The sequence below is a fragment of the Lentzea sokolovensis genome (assembly GCF_033949975.1).
Classification (GTDB): Bacteria; Actinomycetota; Actinomycetes; order Mycobacteriales; family Pseudonocardiaceae; genus Lentzea; species Lentzea sokolovensis.
The window spans coordinates 27,746-46,881 of the sequence record NZ_JAXAVU010000013.1 but is presented as its reverse complement, the minus strand read 5'-3'; the positions used below and the strand labels follow the sequence as shown (position 1 = coordinate 46,881).

Sequence of the window (19,136 nt, the reverse complement as noted above, 5' to 3'; positions counted from 1 at the left end):
AGGAGTCGACGTGAGTTCTGCATCCCCGATCGCCGCGCTCGTGAGCGCGGCGGCCGAGGGCGACCAGTCGGCGTGGAACGAGATCGTGGACCGTTACACGCCGCTGGTGGTGTCGGTGATCTACAAGCACCGGCTGCGCCCTTCGGATGCGGCCGACGTGAACCAGACGCTGTGGCTTCGGCTCGTGGAGCAGATCGGACGACTGCGCGAGCCGGAGGCGCTGCCGGGCTGGATCATGACGACCACCCGCAACGAGTGCCTGCGCGTGCTGCGCGTGCAGCAGCGGACGCACCTCTACGACCCGTTGTCCGAGTCGGACGCGCTGGAGTCGGAACAGGTGGACGCGGACGTGGAGGCGGACCTGCTGGCCGTGGAGCGGCGGCAGGCGTTGCGAGATGGGTTCGCCGAGCTCACGGAGCAGTGCAAGCGGTTGCTGACGAGGCTGATGACCGATCCGCCGCCGAGCTACCAGGTCGTGAGCGAAGAGCTCGCGATGCCGGTCGGCAGCATCGGCCCGACGCGGATACGTTGCCTGGAGAAGTTGCGGAAGACCCCTGCGCTGTCAGCGTTTCTGGGGTCACCGTCGAAGAGAGGAGGTGTGCTGGGTGCGGCACGACTGGGACAGTGACGAAGTACTGCTCGACGCCTTGCGCGACGCGTTGAGCACACCTTCCGAGGATGTGCCGCCGGAGTTCGTGGAGGCCGCGAAGGCCGCTTTCACGTGGCGGAACATCGACGAGGAACTGCTGCTCATCACGTCGTACGACTCCGTGCTGGACGACACGCTGTTCGCCCGTGCGCGGTCGACGTCGACGGCGCGGCAGCTCGTGTTCGACGCGAACGGCGTGATGCTGCAGGTGGAGGTGTCGGCGGCAGGGGTCACCGGCCAGCTGATGCCGGCCACCGGACAGGTCACCCTGGTGACGCCGACCGGCGACCACGAGACGGCGGAACTCGACGAACTGGGCATGTTCGTCATGGGGGTCGCGCCACGAGGACCGGTGAAGTTCCGGTTCGCAAGTGGCTGCACCGATTGGTTCATCCTCTGACTCACCATTCGTGTGATGGGTGAATTCCCTCGTTCGGCCTACATCTGCGGCCAGTAGGGTTATCGACGCTCAGAATTCGCATCGCGAGAGGTGTGGCTGTGGTCGATCGAGTCAGCTGGGTTCCGGAAGGCGTCAACGTCGAGGTTCCGAGTTCCGCCCGGATCTACGACTACCTGCTCGGCGGCGGACACAACTTCGAGGCGGACCGCAGGACGGCGGAAGCGCTGATCAAGGTCCTTCCGGTGCGGGACATGGCCCGCCGCAACCGCGCCTATCTGCGCCGGGTCGTGCTGGAACTGGCCGGACTGGGCGTACGGCAGTTCCTCGACCTCGGTTCTGGCATCCCGACCGTCGGCAACGTGCACGAGGTGGCGCACGAGGTCGCCCCCGGCTCGAAGGTCGTGTACGTCGACTTCGAACCGGTCGCGATCACGCACGCCGAGCTGATGCTGGCCGGCGAGCGGGACGTGACGGCGCTGCTGGGTGACCTGCGCGAGCCGGAGAAGGTCGTGGCGCAGGCTCAGCAGCACCTGGACTTCTCCCAGCCGATCGGCCTGCTGGTCGTGGGCGTCCTGCAGTTCATCCCGGACTCGGACGACCCGTGGGGCGTGTTGTCCCGCTACGTGGAATCACTCTCGTCCGGTTCGTACCTGGCGCTGTCGCACTTCACCGCGGACAGCATGCCGGCGGCCATGGCGGCCGGTAAGGAGATCTTCGCGAAGACCGCGGAGCCGATCACCCCGCGCACTCGCGCCCAGGTGACGGACATGCTGGCGGGCACCGAGATCGTGGAGCCCGGCATCGTGTTCACGCCGGAGTGGCGGCCCGAGACGCCCGAGGACATCGGCGACGATCCGTCCAAGGCCAACCTCTACGCCGCGGTGGGTCGCAAGCCCTGATGTCCACCAAGCCCGTCGCACAGCGCTGGGCGGCTGTTCTGATCGAGAGCGCGTATTCGCCGATGTCGCGGCGGAAGCTGACGCAGCACCTCGAGGAACACGCCGCCCGGCTGCGTGCCGGTCAGGCGGCGGTGGCCATCGGCGAATGGCTGGTGCGCAAGCGCTTCACCGGACCGGACTCGTTGCGCCGCACGCTGGAGGTGCTCGGGCCGGAGTTTCCTCCCGAGGTGCTCGGCGCGTTGGCGTCGGGCTACGTGCGGGCGACGCGCGACCAGTTGTTCGCCGAGCAGGAGTTGGTCAAGAACGCTCTGCTGAAAGCCGTCGAGGACGCGCAGCGCGACCTGCACGACAGCGAGGCCCGCTTCGCCCAGGTCTTCGCGACGACGGCGGTGGGCATCGCGATCTTCGACCTGGACGGCGCGGTGGTGGAGGCGAACGAGGCGCTGGCCGCCATCCTCGGGCACGAGGAGATGCCCAAGGAACTGTTCGCCGAGCCGGACGCGACCGCGCTGGCCGCGGCCTGCCGGCGAATACTCAAGTCCTCTGTGGACACCGATCGGCGGGAGTGGGAACTCGCCCGCGCCAACGGCGACACGGTGTGGGCGAACGTCGTGCTGTCCGTGCTGCGCGGGTCGGACGGGCTGCCGAAGTTCCACGTGGCGTTGATCGAGGACGTCACCGAGCAGCGGATGCTCCAGGAGTGGCTGCGGCACCAGTCGCTGACGGACCTGCTGACCGGACTGCCGAACCGGGCGTCGTTCACCGACAAGCTGGAGTCCGCGCTCGCGACCGGCGAGCCGCACACGCTGGGCTACCTGGACGTCGACAGCCTGACGATCGTCAACGACGGCCTGGGGTACGTGGCGGGCGACGCCGTGCTCGTCGAGGTGGCGCGGCGGTTGCGGGTGGTGCTGCCGGACGCGGTGGTGGCACGGGTCGGCGGCGACGAGTTCGTCGTGCTGATCCAGGGTTCTCCCGACGTCGCGGCGCTGGCGGCGATGATCGACGAAGAACTGTCCGAGCCGGTGTACCTGGAGGGCGCCGGCGTCGCGGTGTCGACGTCGATCGGTTTCGTGCACACCGCGGGACCCGGCGTGGACCCCACGGCGGTCCTGCGGCGGGCGCATTCGACGTTGCGAAGAGCGGAAACCGGCGGCAAGAGGCAGTGGGCGATCTACGACCACGAGGCCGATGCCGCCGACCGCACCCGGTTCGCGCGGATCGCGGCGATGCCCGGTGCCTTCGAGAACGGCGAGATCTCCGTGGAGTACGCGCCGGTGTCGTGGGTCTCGGGACCGCTCGCCTTCGTGGAGGCCTCGCTGCGGTGGGGCACCACCCGGCACGACGACGTCGTCGCCCACGCGGACGCTCTCGGCCTGGCCGCCCGGCTCGCCAGGATGGTGCTGCAGGACGCGTGTTCGCGCGGCGAGCCGGTGCTGGTCCGGTTGTCGCGGGACCAGTCGCGGGACCCGGACCTCGCGGCCCACGTGCGGTCCACGTTGCGGGACAACTCGTTCCCGGCTTCCTCGCTGTTCCTGGCGCTGGACGTCCGGACGATGCCGGACGGCGAGGAGAACCTCGAAGTGCTGCACGACATGGGCGTGCACGTGCTGCTGCACGAGTTCGGTGGCGGTTTCGGCGGGCTGTCCACTGTGGACCGCAGTCCGGTCTGGGGTGTCCGGCTGGCCAGGCCGCCCTCGGAGCGCCTTGCGCGGCAAGGGCTCGCGCTCATGGTGCCGCTGCTGCGGTCGGCCGGCGTGCACGTGATCGGCGGGCCGGGCGACCCGGACGAGCTTCGGGCGCTCGGCGTGGATCTGGTGGTCTCGCGGTGAGTGGTTGTGGCCGTCAGGGAGACCACAACCACTCACCCGCGACTTAGGCCGCGTCCTCGAACGTCGTGGCCTGAACCGTCACGGACCCGCCGAAGTTCCGGACGACCTGGGCCTTCTCCGCGGCGTTCGGGTTGGGGTTCTTGCACGACGTGCCGGCGCTGGCGCCGGACATCAGGTCGGTGCACAGACCCGTCCGGCGGTCCGGCAGACCCAGGATGTGGCCGAGCTCGTGCGCGGCGATCCGGATCTTGTCGTGGCCCTCGGTGACCGCCTGGCGGCCCATCCAGATCTTGCCGCGGCCGAGGCTCGTCGTCTGGGCACGGGGCCAGCCGTTGTCCGCGACGATCGTGATGTTCGCGGCCCCGGGGACCTTCACCAGCTTGATGGTGTTCGGGAGCTGCGTGTTCCACACGTTCGCGCCCGCGTCGACGGCCGCCACGAACTCAGCGGCGCCGGACGAGTTGTAGGTCAGCGTGCGGGGCGCGGCTTCCGCGGTGCCGATGAGGCCGACCGAGAGGGCGGCAGCACTGGCGACCACAGCAATTGTTTTGCGCAGGGACACAGGAATCTCCTCGCAATGCAGGGTAATTGCACCCCGACTGTATCGCTGCGCCGTTGGGGCACAAGAAGAGTCAAGTGTGAACCGCCGCTGGCACGGTCAAGAGAGTTCGTAGGTGATCGGACGACCCGGATCGCGAAAGTACCGCACGGCAAGGCGAAACTCGCCCTACTACCGGACTTCGCACGAACTCGCACACCGGACCGGCCGCCGCCGAACGGGCGAATAACTGTTCACACGCGTCTGGCTCTGATGGACCAGAAGGCGCAACGACGATCAGGACGACGCGGCGAAGTAAGCGGTGACCACGCGCATGTCGGCAGGCGGCGGAAAACTCGCGTTGCTCTCGCCCAAATCGCCGATCCTCACCGTCCACGGCGGTTTCGTCCTGTTCACCAGCGGGCCGTCACCGGCGAGCACGAACTCGTGTTCCCGATCGCAGAAGTACGCCCCGGCCAGTCCGTCCGATCGCCCAGGCCACGAACCTCCGTTGCGGCGCTGGCACTTCGCGCCGTCCGCGAGTTCGAGTCCCCACGGCTGGGCCTCCTCCCCCAACGGCTTCTGGTCGACCTCGCCGGCCGTCACCTTCCTCAACGACTTCTCCCACGGCGCCGTCCCGCACAGCAGCACGCGCGGCGTCGGGGTGACCCAGCAGACGTCCGCACCGGCCGCGGTCGGCGAGCAGCCGAGGATGCCCGCCGACGATCCGTGACAGCTCATCACCTCGCCGCCGTCGGAGACCTCGTAGCCGGCCGCCGGATTGCCGGCCCTGTCCACGGCCACCACGTCGACCACCTCGGTCGGCTGGTCCGGGTTCGGGTCGGCGAAAGCCGATGCCGTCGTCGTGGTGGTGGTCGTGGGAACCGGTTCCCGCGTCGGCTGGACCGTCTGCACCACGACGCCGCCCGTGTCCGGCGCGTTCACGGTGCGGAAGACGAAGATCCCGGCGGCGGCCACGATCACGGCGATCACCGCCGCCCAGGCCCACTTCACGACGCCCGTCCGATCTCGGCGAGCAATGACCGCACCTTCTCCAGCGAGCAGTCGAAGGCGTCTTCCGCGGTGTCCCCGCCGGCCTCCCGCAGGCGGGTGAACCCAGCCGGGTACAGGCTGCACATGAACTGGTCCTTGGTGCGGCCCGGCCCCACGATCAAACGGCCGTACTTGCCGGGGCTCACCCAGTCGAACCTCTCCTGGCTCTCACCGCTGAGCGGCAACGACACCGTCTCCTTGGTCTTGCCGACCGTGACGTCCGCGACGATGCGCCCCGTGTACGAGTAGCCGTCCTCGTTCTCCAGCCGCACTTCCAGGTTGCCCCGCTCGCCGGGTTCGAGGTTGAACGCGAACGGGCGGGTGTCGTCGGACCCGTCCACGAGTTCCCTCGCCTTCCGGTCCCGATCAAGCCTGAGCTTGAGAACCGCGGTCTCGGCGTTGCCACCGCTGGGGCAGCGGAAGTGCATGACCGGACCGGTCTCGACGCGTTCGACGTCCACCGCCCGCAGGTTGTCGATGGACAGCATCGCACCGTCCTCGGCAGCGCTGCGCACCGCGATCCCGTGGTACGGCGTGGTTTCCGTGCCGAACCTGCGCAGCCACTCCGTCATCACCGAGTCGCAGTAGAAGCCCGCGTCCATCTGCGGCAACAGATCCAGCGGAGCGTCGAGCGGCAGAGCGAAGTCGGTCATCTCCGTGCCGACCGCCTCGGCGGCCAGGCTCGTCACGGACGTCTTGTCCTTGCTCAGTTCGGGCACCGGCCCGGTCAGAGCGGCCACCAGGGCCAGGACCGCGACCACCCCTCCGACGAGCACGAACCACTGGTTCCTGGTGATCTTGTCCAGTCGCTGACCCACCTGACGCGCCTGCCCTTCCGAGTACGAAGACTCGCCGGGTCATCGGCCGCGACGCGAAAAGGGTTACCGCACAACGCGAACGGGGCCGGTGCGCGTGGCACCGGCCCCGTTTCCGCGGGAAGCGGGACTAAGCGAACGAAGGCTGGCGCAGCGCGTGCTCCACCAGCGCGATCAGGATCTGCTTCGTGGACTGCCGGTTGCGGGCGTCGCACGGAATTATCGGCACCGACGACGGAATCGTCAGCGCGTCCCGGATCTCCTCCGCACGGTGGTGCATGAGCCCGTCGAAGCAGTTCACCGCGATCACGTAGGGCAGATCGCGGTCCTCGAAGAAGTCGATGGGCGCGAACGCCTCGTCGATCCTGCGGGTGTCGACCATGACCACGGCACCGATGGCACCGCGGACCAGGTCGTCCCACATGAACCAGAACCGGTGCTGACCGGGCGTGCCGAACAGGTACAGGATCAGGTCCTTGTCCAGCGACACCCGGCCGAAGTCCATGGCCACCGTGGTGGTCACCTTGTCCGGCACCATCGACAGGTCGTCGACGCCTACCGATGCCTGGGTCATCACGGCCTCGGTCGTCAGCGGGGTGATCTCGGAGACCGACCCCACGAACGTCGTCTTGCCGACGCCGAACCCACCGGCGACGACGATCTTCGACGACACCACGCTCAGGCCGGCCCCAGGTGACCCCGGACGACCCGGAGCACCGTTGCTCATGGGAACTTCTCTCTACTCAGGCTCTCATGGAAACGTGCAGCTGGGCGCGAATCTCCGGCGTCAGCTGGAGGCCGACCCTCTCCACCAGGCGGGTCATCGCGTAACCGATGAGCCCGATGTCGCAGTTGGGTGCGGCGAGCACGGCGAGGCAGGACCCGTCGCTGATGGACATCAGGAAAAGATAGCCCCGTTCCATCTCGACGACGGTCTGTTTGACCTCACCGGCCTCGAAACAGCGCGCCGCGCCGAGGTTCAGCGAGACCAGTCCGGACGAGACGGCGGCGAGCTGCTCCGCGCGGTCGTGCGGCAGACGGTCGGACGAAGCGAGCAACAAGCCGTCGGCGGAGACGACGATCGCGTGCGCGACACCGGCCACCCTGCTGACGAAGTCCTCGACCAGCCAGCTGAAGTTGTCCAGTTCCTCAGTCGCGGTGGTCACTGGCGTTCCCTTTCTGCGATCACGGGGATGCCTCCGACGGCGGAGTCGAAGAGCGACTCACGGCCCATCTGGACACCCTTCTGGTACGTGGCGAACCGCTGACGCAACCGGTCGGCGGACCGGCCTGGGATGGCGGAGGCGCTCGTCAGCTGGGGTGCCGGTGACGACGGCTTCGGCAGCGAACCGGGGACCAGGCGCGCCTTCGGGACGCGCTTGGGCAGACCGTTCTCCGTCGTCTGCGCCGTACCACCGTTGCCGAGCGCGCCCGCGGCCTTCCAGCCCTCGTCCGCCGCGCCCCAGTCGGAGTCGGCGTAGTCGGCGACCGCGCGCGGCACCGCCGATGGTGCCTCGATCTTCACGGTGTCCGCCGAACGCTGCCGCTTGGGCAGGCCGTTCACCGTGGCGGGCTCCGCGTCGTCGTGCCCTGCCAGGTCGTGCCCTGCCAGGTCCAGCTCGGCGGGTTCCGGCTCCGCCGGCGGAAGGACCTTTGTGGAGGGTTCGGGCGCCGAGGGGGTCTGGAACCACCTCGACAGGTCGTCGTGCGAGATCAACGGCTCGTCGACGATCGCGGGGAAGATCTCCGTGGCGGGCTCGGCCGGGCGTTCGACCGGCGGCTCGTAGGAGTACCCGGCCTCGGCGGCCTCTTCGTCCGCCTCGATCCGCGCGGTGAACAGGCCGTCCGCGGACGTCTGCTCGATGCGGTGCCTGCCGGAGTTCTCGTCCTCGGTGGCGGGCCCCGGCACGACGACCGGGTGCTCCGGCGTCCACTTCGGCACACCGGACAGGCCTTCGCCGGTGCTGGTGGACTCGATCGCGGGCAGCGGTGCGGCCGGCAACGGCAGCGCGGGCGCGGATCCCTTGTGCAGCAACGAGATCGGCAGGATCACCTGAGCGGTGACGCCACCCTCTATGTCGTCGTTGTTCCCGAGCGTCACGCGGATCTCGTGGCGCTTCGCGAGCTGGCCGACCACGTAGAGGCCCATCTCGCGGGCCACGGAGACGTCGACCTCCGGCGGCTCGGCGAGCTTGGCGTTGAACTCGACGACGTCGCTCTCCTGCATGCCGACACCGCGGTCGTGGATGCGGATGGCGACCTCGCCCTTGCGGGTCTCTATCGTCCGCACCGTCACCTTGGTGGTGGGCTTGGAGAACGCCGTCGCGTTGTCGAGCAGCTCGGCGACGAGGTGCGCGAGGTCGTTGACCACGCGGCCCTGCACCATGAGCTCCGGCGTCGGCGCGATCTGGACGCGCGCGTACTTCTCCACCTCGGACACCGCGGCGCCGAGCACCTCGGCGATCGCGACCGGGCGGGTGACGCGGCGGTTGACCGTCGTGCCGGAGAGCACCAGCAGGTTCTCGCTGTTGCGGCGCATCTGCGTCGCGAGGTGGTCGAGCTCGAACAGCGACGCCAGGTGGTCCGGGTCCTGCTCGTCCTGCTCGAGCCGGTCGATCACGCTGATCTGCCGTTCCACCAACGCCTGCGAGCGCCGCGACAGGTTGATGAACATGTCGTTGACGTTCGCGCGCAGTGCCACCTGCTCGACGGCGAGGCGGACGGCTTCGCGCTGCACGAGGTCGAACGCCCTGGCGACCTGACCGACCTCTTCGGTCGTGTTGAGCGGCACCGGGACGATCGCCTCCTCCGCGGCCCGTTCGGGGTCGCGGTGCGAACGAATGCGGCGAATCGCGTCAGGCAACTGGTTGCGTGCCACATCCAGTGCGCTGCGCCGCAGCACTCGCAGCGGCCGCAGCATCGACTGCGCGACCATCGCCATCAAGCCGAACGCGATCAGCAGCGAGATGGCGACCAGTCCGGCGTCACGCCACGCGGAACCCCTTGCCACGTCGGCAAGGCGCGTGGTCGTCGCGTCGGCCTGGCTCTCCAGCTCGGTCGCGACCTCGCGAACCAGGTTCGCGGTGTCCTGGCCGATCTTGAGCACCTCGGCGTCCGTGATGGACACGGGCTTGCGTTCGGCGTCCTGCGCGAGCGCGAGCCGCACCAGCCGGTTGCGACCGTCCACGGCCGAACCGGACACGACGTCCTGGAACTTCTGCTGGTTGCCGGCCGAAGCCACGTCGTTGAACTCGTTGAACGCCGCGTCCAGCCGGGACTGCGCGGCACGCAGCTCGTCCGCGGCGCCGGGCGCGAAACCCTTGCGCAGCGCGGTGGACGTCAGGATCGCGTTCTGCTGGCCGAGCTGTTCCTGTGCGGTGTAGAGCGCCTGCGCGGCGGTGACCAGCGGAACGATCTCCGGCTCGCTGAGGCTCGACACCGCGGCACGGTGCACCGTGCCGAGCGACGCGATGATCTGGTTGTACGCACTGATCACGGCGACGTCGGGGTACTTCGTGCTCAGCAGCGTCACGCGCAAGCTGCCCAGTCCGGCGAGGGACTGCAGCGACTTGGTGAACGACTCCTGCAAGGGCGCGCTCAAGGCCGTGGCCGTCGCGCCCGAATCCCTGTACTTGCTCAATTCCACATCGGTGAGACCCGTGCGGGCGGCGTGCTCCGGGCACGCGTTCTGCCTGCCCGCGGCCACACACTGCACTGCCCAGTCACGTTCGACCTGTAGAGCGTTTTCCACCTTCGCGGCCTGGTGGCTCACGGCGAGCTCGCGCTGGACGCTGCCGAAGAGTTCGACGTCGTCGAGCTGGGTGTTCAGCCTCAGGCCCGCAAGAGTCGCGGTAGTCAGGGCTGGTACTAGCAACACCACCGCGAGCTTGCTCCGCAACCGCCAGTTGCGTAGGCGGAACCGGTCGATGCCTCGCTGGTCCTCACGACCGCGCACCGTCAACACTCCCCGCCCCGTTTAATAACTGCAAACCTGGTGGATCTTGGAGTAAAACGCGCTGTTCTCATACCGCCGTTCGGACGACAAAACAGCTGGTTCGAGAATCAACAACTTGAACTGGGCGACTAAACGGCCCCTAAGCGATAATTCATCTGGCGGAAACGTTCGCGCGGGTGACCGTGATCACGGCCTGATCACAGTCACCCGCGCGGTTCGTCAACTACCGGAGGGCTGGATGAGCATCGGCTTGACGTCGAGCTCCTTGTCCATCATCTGGTACCGCACCATCAGCTGGACGACCCGCTGAAGCCGGGTCGCGTCGAGCGTGGTCGGGAAAGCACCGAAGTGGACGAGACCAGCGGTTTCCTTGTCGACCTTGGCGTACTCGACGAGCAGCGGCTCGACCGTGGGACGGTCGGTGGCGTCGGCCTGGCCCTTGGCCATCGCGCGCTGGAACGCCGCGACGGTCTTGGGGTTGTTCTTGGCGAACTCGCCGCTGGTGGCGTAGCCGGCGATCGGGATGTTGTCCGTCGGGCCGGTCGCGGCGTCCAGCACCTTGATCTGACCGGCGGCGCGCTGGGCGCGGGTGATGAACGGCTCGACCATGAAGGCGGCGTCGACGGACTTGTTCTGGACAGCGGCCTGCATGTCCGGGAACGCCATCTCCTTGAACTTGACCGTGCTCACGTCCACGTTCGCGGCCTCGAGAGTCGCCTTCGCGGTCAGCTCCGCGATGTTCTTGAACGTGTTGATCGCGATGGTCTTGCCCGCGAGGTCAGCGGGGCTCTTGATGGCGGAGTCACCGCCGGCCAAGATCAGGAACATGTCGGGTTTTGCCTGGTAGCCGTCGGAGATGAGCTTGATTCCGTCGACTGCCTTCGCGACGTCCTTCGACTGGGCGGCGAAGAACGAGACCCAGTTGCCGAAGGTGAAGTCCAGTTCCTTGTTGATCAAGCCGGGGATTGCTTTGGCTCCACCCTCGATGACCTTGAGGTTGACCTCGAGGCCCTCGGCCGCGAAGTAACCCTTCTTGATCGCGACGTGGACGGACGCCACGTCGAGGATGGGAAGGACCCCCAGGGTGATCTTGGCCTTCTCGACCGGACCACTGGTGTTCTGGCCAGTCTGGGGTGCCTGCTCTGTGCCGCCGAGCGCACCACAGCTCGCCACGGTGGCGAGCAGCGTGGCAAGGGCGATGCCACGGATGGCCATACGGCGGACTCTTCGAGTCATCGGGAGCACTCTCCTGTCGGAGCGGTGTCGTCGTTGCGGGGAAGGATCGCGACGGTCAACCACTCAGAGTAATGACGCTGCTCCAAAAGACCCCAGTTGACCGACACGAGCAGGTTCCAGTCAACTACCTGCGGTGAGCATCTAAGCACAGCAGGTCTAGGGCTAGGAGAACCCCAGTTGAAGCGCTCCGTGACCGTTGTCGGCGCAGGGCCGGCCGGTCTGACCTTGGCAAACCTGATCCAGCAGTCAGGTATCGACTGCGTCGTGATCGAAAAAGCTAGTCGAACCCATGTGGAAACCCGAGCACGGGCGGGAGTCCTGGAGCACCGCTCCGTAACCATGTTGGAGTCACTCGGACTGGCAGATCGTTTGCTGATGGAAGCAGACCGTCACGGTACGTGTGAATTCCGCGTGAGCGGCCAGGCGTTCCAGGTGTCCTACAGCGACCTCTACGGCGGCCGCGAACACTACGTCTACCCCCAGCAGGAAGTCGTCAAGGACCTCATCGGGGGATTTCTGGACACGGGTGGGGACATCCGGTTCTCGGTCAGCGACGTGGAGTTGCACGACCTGACGTCCTCGTCCCCCTCAGTGGCCTTCACCAGCGAAGACGGCACCCGCGAGACCATCACGAGCGATTTTGTGGCAGGCTGTGACGGATTTCATGGCGTGAGCCGGCCGTCCATTCCCGAGGGCGTGCTGACGGAATTCACGCATCAGCACGGGATCGAGTGGCTGGCCATTCTCGCGGAGGCCCCTCCGTCGACTAAAGCCATCATTTACGCGCTGCACGAGGATGGATTCGCGGGACATATGTTGCGGTCGCCGTCGATATCCCGCTTCTATTTGCAGGTACCGGTCGGAACAAAGGCCTCCGATTGGTCCGACGAACAGGTCTGGGAAGCGTTGCACAAACGTTTCGCACTGCACGACTCGTCGTGGGGACTGACCGAGGGAAAGATCATCGAGAAGCGCGTGCTCGACATGCGCAGCCACGTGGTCGAGCCGATGTCGTACGGCCGGCTCTTCCTGCTGGGTGACGCAGCCCACATCATCACCCCGGTCGGCGCCAAGGGCATGAACCTCGCCATGAACGACGCCGCAACGCTCGGACGTGCGCTTATGGACTTCTACGCCACCGGATCCGAGACCGGTCTCAAGACCTACTCGGAGGACTGCCTGCGCCGCGTCTGGCGGGCACAGGAATTTTCACAGTGGATGGTGAACATGATCCACACCGATGTCAGCTCCCCGTTCTTCGGACGGTTGGCCCAGGCGCGGCTGGAGCACCTGGCCGAGTCCCCCGCCTACCGCGCCACCTTCGCGGAGAACTACGTCGGCCCGTGATGGCGAAAAGTCGACCCTCAAGGGTGAAATCCCCGCCCCCCTAACGGGTGACGCCCTCCCCCTAGGGATCTCCGTACGTCACAATCTGGGGCCAACTCCCGATGCTGGGGGATGTCGTTCATCCATACGGTTCAACACGACATCCCCCGATCCACCCCACAGGGAGCTCGAGTTCCATGGCCACCCAGACCACGCTGCACGACTTCACCCTCAACCTCCTCGGCGACCTGGACGCCCGCGAGGCGTTCCAGCTCGATCCGGAAGGCACCCTCGAGGCCGCGGGTCTGGGCGACATCTCGCCGGTCGACGTGCACGAGATCCTCCCGCTGGTGCTCGACAGCGCGTCCGTCGTGAAGATCGACGCGATCGACAAGGTCCTGGTCGAGGCGGGCGACCTGACCGCCGTGGACAGCCTCAAGCTGATCACCGGCAACATCGAGGGCGTCACGGGCATCGCCGACGTCGCCGCCCCCTCCGCGATCACCGCGCTGGTCACCGACTTCGGCGGCCTCGGCGACGTGACCGGCACCCTCGACGTGGTGAACGCCAACGAGGTCGTCTCGGACGTCACCGGCATCGCCCACGACAACTCCGTCGTCAGCACCGTGACCGACGTCGCGGACGTGCACGGCGTGACCGACGTGGTCGTGAAGGACCTCGACGCCGACGTGCTCGTGAAGGACGTCGTGGACTCCGACGTGCTGGTCAAGAACGTCATCGGCTCGGCGGACGTCGACGTCAAGGACGTCCTGGACGTGACCGACAACGTCACCGGCAACGTCGTGCAGGACGTCGCTCAGGTCGGCGACGTGCACAACGACCTCGGCCAGGTCGTCGGTGACGTCAAGGTGGGCGACATCGACCTGCTCGACGGCGGCATCGGCAACGGCGCCGACCTCGACATCCACTTCTGATCTTCTGATTCGCCCTGCAGGCCAAGGGGAACCGCACGACGGGCGCTCAGCGCTCTGCCCCCGAGCGCGGGCGTCCGTCTCGCCAGAACAGTGCTCACACCCTCCAGTAGGCACTGAGAACGCAGCTGAGCCCCGGACCGCACGGTCCGGGGCTCAGCTGTCGTTGCTTTCGTTCTAGCTAGTGGTGTGGCCCAGAAAGTTGCCGGGCGAATTCGCGGTCAGACGGGTGCATCGCGGCGCCGCCCCCACGTCCTCGTACTGGACGTACGGGGGCGTGGGGGCGGCGTCGCGAGGTGCCCTGCTGAGCGTGAATTACCCAGCCGACTTTCTGGGTCACGCCACTAGTTGCTCGCGGAAGACACGGCCTCGCTCAGCGATTCCCGTTCCGCCGCAGCCCACTTCTCGACGTCCATGGTGGGCTTGCCACCGACGTTCAGCAGCCGCGCCACCTTGGAGCGCAACGCAACGAAGGCCTCGTCGGTGCGCGTGGTCACCTGGTCGCGCTCGGCGGGAAGCGGCACCTCCAGGTCGGCCACCAGCTTCGCGGGCGAGCCGGACAGCACCAGGATGCGGTCACCCAGGTACACCGACTCGTCGATGTCGTGCGTGACAACGAGAACGGTCGTGTCGTGCTCACGGCGCACTCGAAGCAACAGGTCCTCCAGTTCGAACCGGGTCTGCGCGTCCACCGAGGCGAACGGCTCGTCCATCAGCAACAACGCCGGCCGGTACGCCAGAGCGCGCGCGATCGCCACACGTTGTTGCATACCACCGGAAAGCTGCCACGGCCGCTTCTTGGCCGCCGCGCCGAGGCCCACCCACTCCAGGGCTTCGGCGGCACGGGCGCGGCGCTCGGCGCGCGGCAGGGACCGCAGCGGGAACTCCACGTTGCCCTGCACCGAGAGCCACGGGAACAGCGAGCGCGAGTAGTCCTGGAAGACCACCGCGAGGTGGGAACCCTTCAGGGACACGTCACCACGAGAGGGTGCGATGAGTCCTGAGATCGTGCGCAGCAGTGTGGACTTGCCACATCCGGATGGTCCGACCACGCACACCAGCTCGCCGGCGCGGACGGTGAAGGTGAGGCCGCCGATGGCCTCGTAGTCGCCGTAGGTGTGGCCCAGGTCGGCCACCTCAAGCATGTTGCTCATCCCTGCTCCTCGGTTGCCAAGCCAAAGCCCTGCGTTCCACCGCCAGAAGCACGGTGTTGAGTCCGTAGCCGAGCACGCCCAACAGGACGATGCCCGCCCACATGCGCGTGTAGTCGAACTCGCGCTGTGCCGTGATGAGTTGTGAACCGATGCCGTTGTCCGTGCCCACGAGCTCGGAGATGACCATCAACACCAGGGACAGGGACAGGGACACCCGCAACCCCGCGAAGATCTTCGGGGAGGCCGCGGGCAGCACGACGCCCAGAACCCACTGGTAGCGCGGGATCCGGAAGACCGCGGAAGTGTCCACTTTGGTCACGTCGACGGAACGGGCACCGTCCACGCTGTTGAGCAGAACCGGCCAGATCACGCCGAAGACGATCGTCGCGAGCTGCATCGACGTGCCCGTCTTGAACAGCAACAGGAACACGGGCACCAGCGCGGGCGGCGGGATCGAACGCAGGAACACCAGCAGCGGTCCCGCGTACTCCATCGCCCGGTCGGAGCGGCCGAGCAGCAGGCCCAGCGCCACGCCGATCACCGACGCGATCGCCCAGCCGGACAGCAGCCTGCTGATCGACGGCAGGATGTGCTCGGTGATGTTCTCCGGCTCCAGGACCCACCACTCCCAGGCCGCCGTCACGATGTCGGACGGCGGAGGGAAGAACGGGTCCTCGGCGACCATGCCGAGCAACTGCCAAACGACAACGAGACCGGCGAACACGGTCCACCGTTGAAGAAAATTGTTCACCAGGCCACCCAACGCCGGCGGACGCGCTCAAGACCGCTGTTCAGCAGGACGCCGATCGCGCCCGCGACCACGGTGCCGACGAGCACCTGGTCCATCCGGCCGGGCCCGCTGCGGGCCTCCATGATGAAGAAGCCGAGCCCGATCTGGCTGCCCGCCATGAGCTCGACGCTCACCATCACGATCAGGGCGGTCGTCGCCGCGAGCCTGATTCCGGTGAGGACGAACGGCAACGCGCTCGGCAGGGCCACGCGGAACAGCACGCCCACGCGTCCGGTGCCGAAAACCCGTGACGTCTCGACGAGCAAGGGGTCCAGCTCGTCGAGCGCGTAGATGGTGTTGAACAAGATCGGCCACAGCGCGGCGTAGACCGCGAGCGTGATCTTCGTTTCCGGGCCGAACCCCAGCATCACCAGAGCGAGCGGAATCAGTGCCACAGAAGGGATCGGGCGCAGGAACTCGATGACCGCACGAGTCGCGTGGCGCACGGCGGGAACGCTGCCGAGCACCAGTCCACCCGGCACCGCGATGGCGATGGCGATCGAGATGGCGATCAGCACCGCCAGGACTGTTGCCACCACATGACTCATGAAGGCGGGAGAGGTCAACTGCGTGACGAGCTCACCGAACACGACGGACGGTGGCGGAAGCGAGTCAGCAGGTAGAAGGGGAGAGCGTCCTAAGAGCTCCCAGAGCGCGAGGAACCCGGCAATGCCGAGTAGTCCCCTTGTGAACGCACGCACTCGGTCACCCTAGAGAGTGGATCTCGGCTTCACAATGCGTGGTTGCTCAACTCCGGGTTGTTTCCCACACATCGCGGCGGTTCAGCAGACCTCTACGCGCGCCACTTCGCCGAAGCTCTTAACCCATTCGGAGTCCGTGAGCCGTGCACCGTCTTTTTCACACATCCGCTTGATGATCGAACCGGTGTCGAGGTCGTACGGCAGCAACTCGGGATCCTGGCCTCCGCTGCGCACGAGGAAGTCGCGGTTCTGCGGCCGGTACACCGCGCGCGTCGAGTCGCCGTGCCCGACGACGTACGCGAGCCGGTCCGCCGCACGGTCGTTCGGGTAGAGCTGGTGCACCTCGAAGATGTTGTCGCGCACGACGGCCACGCGGCCGTCGTCGGAGAACGTGACACGGGCTCCGGCACGCAACGCGGTGTCGAGCCGTGCGCGCAGCACGGGCGTTCCGCTCGGCACGCGCTGCCACACCTCGACGATCGACTCCGGTGACGAGTGCTCGACGGCGAGCCAGCGCCCGTCACCGCTGTAGGTGATGCCGCGGACGTAGACGTGCTGCGGCAACGGCGGTCCCGCGGACTCGACGGTGCCGCCGATGCTCCAGAACTCGATGGTCGTGGTGCCGGTGGCCGGGTCCCAGAGACCGGTCGCGAGCTCACGGCCGTCCTGGCTCAGCGCGACGGTCTCGGGGTCGCGCACCGGCATCGGCAGCTTGCGGGGGTTGCGCGGGTCGCTCAGGTCGTAGAGCTCCGCGTGCTCGGACTCGTCCGGCGTCGGAAGCCCGACCTCCACCGCGTCGCCGACCTTGCCGACGAGCCGCGAGCCGTCCGGGCTCAGGTCGAGCGTGCGGAACCGGCTGGGCAGCGCCGTGAGGTAGGTGATGTCGCCCGCGTCGTTGACGGCCCACAGGTGTTCCTGGCCGGTGAAGTCCTTCGTGACGGCACGGCGTTCGGCGAGCTTGACGACCCGGTGGCGGTCGGCGAACTTCTTGCCCGGCACCGCCTTGTCCTCGTCGATGCTCCACATCCGGTCGGTGCCGTCCTCGTCGGTCACCGCGGCCATCTCCCCGCGCGGAGCGACCACGACCTCCGCGTCGTCCTTGGGCGTGCCGGTGAACGGGATGCCGCGCGCGACCGCGCTCGCGAGCCGCAGCACCTTCTCGGCCTCGGCCGACGGGCTGACCTCGTAGCCGACCAGCGCGTACTTGTCCGCGTACGGCCGGCGTTGCTCCAGCAGCGCCTCGGACTGCGACAGCGCCTTGCCGCCGAGCTCCCGGTCGTTCATCTCGGTGATCTTGCGTTCGTTCGCGAGCGCGTAGACGACGGTGCCGGGCACCAGCGCGAGCAGCACCGCCACGACCGCGATCAACGCCGTCGAACGGCGGGTCTCCCGTTTGATGCTCTTGTCGACGAACTGGCGCTCACGCACCGTCAAGAACTCGCCGAGCTCCTTGGCCTTGCGCAGCCGCGGGCCCCGGTAGAGCGCCAGCGGATCGCGGTCGCTCGCCTCCCACAGCTCGATCGCGGTGACGAGCTGCTGGTGCGTGCGGAGGTTCTCGCGTTCCTCGTCGATCCACCGGGCGAGCCTGGGCCAGCGCAGCACGGCGTCGTGGGTCAGCTCGACGCCGTCCTCGGTGAGCGTCACCAGCCTGGCCTTCGCGAGGAAGTCCAGCAGGTGCGTGTCGATGTCCAGCCTGCGGGCGCGGCGTTGCGCGATCCCGTTGCGCTGCACGGAGACGAGCCTCAGGAAGATCTGCCTGGCCGCGCGCTGGTCGTCCTCGCCGAGGCCCGTGAAGGCCGTTTCGGCGGCCTGCGAGGTGACGTGTTCGATGCCGCCGGACTCCTCGAAGCCCGCGAGCGACAGCGTCATGCCGCGCTTGCGCCGCCACGTCTCGACCAGTGCCTGCTGCACCAACGGCAGTGCGTGCTGGTTCGCGGCATCGGCCACCAGCCGGGCGATGACCGCGGTCTCGACGGTGGCGCCGATCTTGGCGGCGGGTTCGGTGATGGCGCGGCGCAGCTGGTCCGCGCTCATCGGCTCGATCACGATCTCGGTGCCGCTGATGCCCTTCTCACGCCAGTGCTGCTCGTGGTCGGCGCGCACGGAGAGCACGACGTGGGGGCAGCGGGTGACGGCGGCGACGAAGTCCTCCGCGTCGAGCGCCTGCTCGAAGTCGTCGACGAGCAGCACGAGGCCGGGGCGGTGCTGGCGGATCCGCAGCCGGAGGTGCTCGGGGTCCTCCCGGAACTCCTCGGCCAGGCGGTCCGCGGTGGTGTTCTCGAAGACGCCGGCGAGAGCGGCGGCCAGGTCCCCGATCGGGTCCTGCCCCGGCGTGATCACCACGGCGTCGTCCAGGGCGGGGTGCAGACCGGCTCGCAGCAGCGACGTCCGGCCGGATCCGGAGGCTCCGAAGACGACGGTGACGGGCTTGGCCCTGACCGACTCGACGACCTGCTCCACGAGGCACTCACGCCCGAAGTACCGCTTCGCGTCGTCCTCGGTGAACGGGGCGATGCCGGGGTACGGCGTGTTCGGGTGCAACGGCTGCGTGTGCTCGGCGGCGAGCTCACGCCAGCGCCTGGTCCACGCGGCGGGATCGGCCTCACAGGCACGCACGAACGCGAGCGTCAGCGCGAGCGACGGCAGCTTGCGCCCACCGGCCGCGTCGGACAACGCGGTCGGCGAGTAGTTCGCGCGCCTGGCCAGTTCGCGGTAGCTCGGTTTGCCTGCCTGGTCCCGCAGTCTGCGCAGGTCACCGGCGAACCGCAGCAACGCGGTGTCCTCCGGACCCAGCGGTCGTTCACCTCGTGGCATGCCGCCTCCTGGCCGGATTGTCCACCAGAGGTTCGCCCTCCG

General features: G+C 67.7%; 17 protein-coding genes. 6 read left to right on the top strand and 11 right to left on the bottom strand.

Annotation, left to right across the window (positions count from 1 at the left end):
* Window positions 1-10: 10 nt before the first annotated feature.
* From SK854_RS31375 to SK854_RS31360, 4 genes are all read left to right on the top strand, one after another.
* A complete protein-coding gene (locus SK854_RS31375) occupies window positions 11-628 on the top strand; it encodes an RNA polymerase sigma factor (protein ID WP_319978736.1) in 618 nt (205 codons plus the stop codon).
* The gene (locus SK854_RS31370; protein WP_319978735.1) at window positions 606-1,049 is read left to right on the top strand and encodes a hypothetical protein; all 444 of its coding nucleotides are present in this window, start codon (window positions 606-608) and stop codon (window positions 1,047-1,049) included. The genes SK854_RS31375 and SK854_RS31370 overlap by 23 nt, the downstream gene beginning before the upstream one ends.
* A gap of 98 nt (window positions 1,050-1,147) precedes the next feature.
* Window positions 1,148-1,948 (top strand): SAM-dependent methyltransferase, encoded by an 801-nt coding sequence (locus tag SK854_RS31365; RefSeq protein WP_319978734.1) that lies wholly within the window; start codon window positions 1,148-1,150, stop codon window positions 1,946-1,948.
* Entirely contained in the window at window positions 1,948-3,780 is a 1,833-nt protein-coding gene (locus SK854_RS31360; protein ID WP_319978733.1) for a diguanylate cyclase domain-containing protein, read from the top strand. The genes SK854_RS31365 and SK854_RS31360 overlap by 1 nt, the downstream gene beginning before the upstream one ends.
* Before the next feature lie 43 nt (window positions 3,781-3,823).
* On the opposite strand, the gene SK854_RS31355 is transcribed toward SK854_RS31360, so the two are convergent.
* The 7 genes from SK854_RS31355 to SK854_RS31325 all read right to left on the bottom strand — a co-directional run bounded on the left by SK854_RS31355 (window position 3,824) and on the right by SK854_RS31325 (window position 11,356).
* Window positions 3,824-4,342, bottom strand: coding sequence for a snapalysin family zinc-dependent metalloprotease (locus SK854_RS31355; RefSeq protein WP_319978732.1), 519 nt, complete (start codon window positions 4,340-4,342; stop codon window positions 3,824-3,826).
* Between the two features lie 273 nt (window positions 4,343-4,615).
* On the bottom strand, window positions 4,616-5,332 hold the full coding sequence (locus tag SK854_RS31350; protein ID WP_319978730.1) for a hypothetical protein: 717 nt from the start codon (window positions 5,330-5,332) through the stop codon (window positions 4,616-4,618).
* Window positions 5,329-6,189: a hypothetical protein gene (locus SK854_RS31345; protein ID WP_319978728.1), complete on the bottom strand. Its 861-nt coding sequence runs from the start codon at window positions 6,187-6,189 to the stop codon at window positions 5,329-5,331. Before SK854_RS31345 ends, SK854_RS31350 begins: the two co-directional genes overlap by 4 nt.
* Window positions 6,190-6,316: 127 nt before the next feature.
* Window positions 6,317-6,913, bottom strand: coding sequence for a GTP-binding protein (locus SK854_RS31340; protein ID WP_319978727.1), 597 nt, complete (start codon window positions 6,911-6,913; stop codon window positions 6,317-6,319).
* A 16-nt stretch (window positions 6,914-6,929) separates the two neighbouring features.
* Entirely contained in the window at window positions 6,930-7,352 is a 423-nt protein-coding gene (locus SK854_RS31335; RefSeq protein ID WP_030468876.1) for a roadblock/LC7 domain-containing protein, read from the bottom strand.
* On the bottom strand, window positions 7,349-10,141 hold the full coding sequence (locus tag SK854_RS31330) for a sensor histidine kinase (RefSeq protein ID WP_319978726.1): 2,793 nt from the start codon (window positions 10,139-10,141) through the stop codon (window positions 7,349-7,351). The genes SK854_RS31335 and SK854_RS31330 overlap by 4 nt, the downstream gene beginning before the upstream one ends.
* Before the next feature lie 219 nt (window positions 10,142-10,360).
* Window positions 10,361-11,356: an ABC transporter substrate-binding protein gene (locus SK854_RS31325; protein ID WP_319978725.1), complete on the bottom strand. Its 996-nt coding sequence runs from the start codon at window positions 11,354-11,356 to the stop codon at window positions 10,361-10,363.
* 198 nt (window positions 11,357-11,554) lie between these two features.
* Between SK854_RS31325 and SK854_RS31320 the strand changes: the two genes are divergently transcribed.
* Both SK854_RS31320 and SK854_RS31315 read left to right on the top strand, forming a co-directional pair.
* Window positions 11,555-12,724: a 4-hydroxybenzoate 3-monooxygenase gene (locus SK854_RS31320; protein WP_319978724.1), complete on the top strand. Its 1,170-nt coding sequence runs from the start codon at window positions 11,555-11,557 to the stop codon at window positions 12,722-12,724.
* 176 nt (window positions 12,725-12,900) lie between these two features.
* Window positions 12,901-13,638, top strand: a complete 738-nt coding sequence (locus SK854_RS31315; RefSeq protein WP_319978723.1) for an IniB N-terminal domain-containing protein — start codon at window positions 12,901-12,903, stop codon at window positions 13,636-13,638.
* 341 nt (window positions 13,639-13,979) lie between these two features.
* Here the strand turns inward: SK854_RS31315 and SK854_RS31310 are convergent, their stop codons facing one another.
* The 4 genes from SK854_RS31310 to SK854_RS31295 form a co-directional block, all read right to left on the bottom strand.
* Complete coding sequence (locus SK854_RS31310; protein ID WP_319978722.1) at window positions 13,980-14,789, bottom strand: ABC transporter ATP-binding protein; 810 nt, start codon at window positions 14,787-14,789, stop codon at window positions 13,980-13,982.
* Window positions 14,773-15,540, bottom strand: a complete 768-nt coding sequence (locus SK854_RS31305; RefSeq protein ID WP_319978721.1) for an ABC transporter permease — start codon at window positions 15,538-15,540, stop codon at window positions 14,773-14,775. The genes SK854_RS31310 and SK854_RS31305 overlap by 17 nt, the downstream gene beginning before the upstream one ends.
* Window positions 15,537-16,115 (bottom strand): ABC transporter permease, encoded by a 579-nt coding sequence (locus SK854_RS31300; protein ID WP_406601850.1) that lies wholly within the window; start codon window positions 16,113-16,115, stop codon window positions 15,537-15,539. Before SK854_RS31300 ends, SK854_RS31305 begins: the two co-directional genes overlap by 4 nt.
* A 246-nt stretch (window positions 16,116-16,361) precedes the next feature.
* Window positions 16,362-19,094: an nSTAND1 domain-containing NTPase gene (locus SK854_RS31295; RefSeq protein WP_319978719.1), complete on the bottom strand. Its 2,733-nt coding sequence runs from the start codon at window positions 19,092-19,094 to the stop codon at window positions 16,362-16,364.
* Between the last annotated feature and the right edge of the window lie 42 nt (window positions 19,095-19,136).

Bases quoted from the DNA above. Each gene is read 5' to 3' on its own strand.
- SK854_RS31360 (WP_319978733.1), top strand. From the start codon at position 1,948: ATGTCCACCAAGCCCGTCGCACAGCGCTGGGCGGCTGTTCTGATCGAG.
- SK854_RS31340 (WP_319978727.1), bottom strand. From the start codon at position 6,913: ATGAGCAACGGTGCTCCGGGTCGTCCGGGGTCACCTGGGGCCGGCCTG.
- SK854_RS31325 (WP_319978725.1), bottom strand. From the start codon at position 11,356: ATGGCCATCCGTGGCATCGCCCTTGCCACGCTGCTCGCCACCGTGGCG.
- SK854_RS31315 (WP_319978723.1), top strand. From the start codon at position 12,901: ATGGCCACCCAGACCACGCTGCACGACTTCACCCTCAACCTCCTCGGC.
- SK854_RS31310 (WP_319978722.1), bottom strand. From the start codon at position 14,789: ATGAGCAACATGCTTGAGGTGGCCGACCTGGGCCACACCTACGGCGAC.
- SK854_RS31295 (WP_319978719.1), bottom strand. From the start codon at position 19,094: ATGCCACGAGGTGAACGACCGCTGGGTCCGGAGGACACCGCGTTGCTG.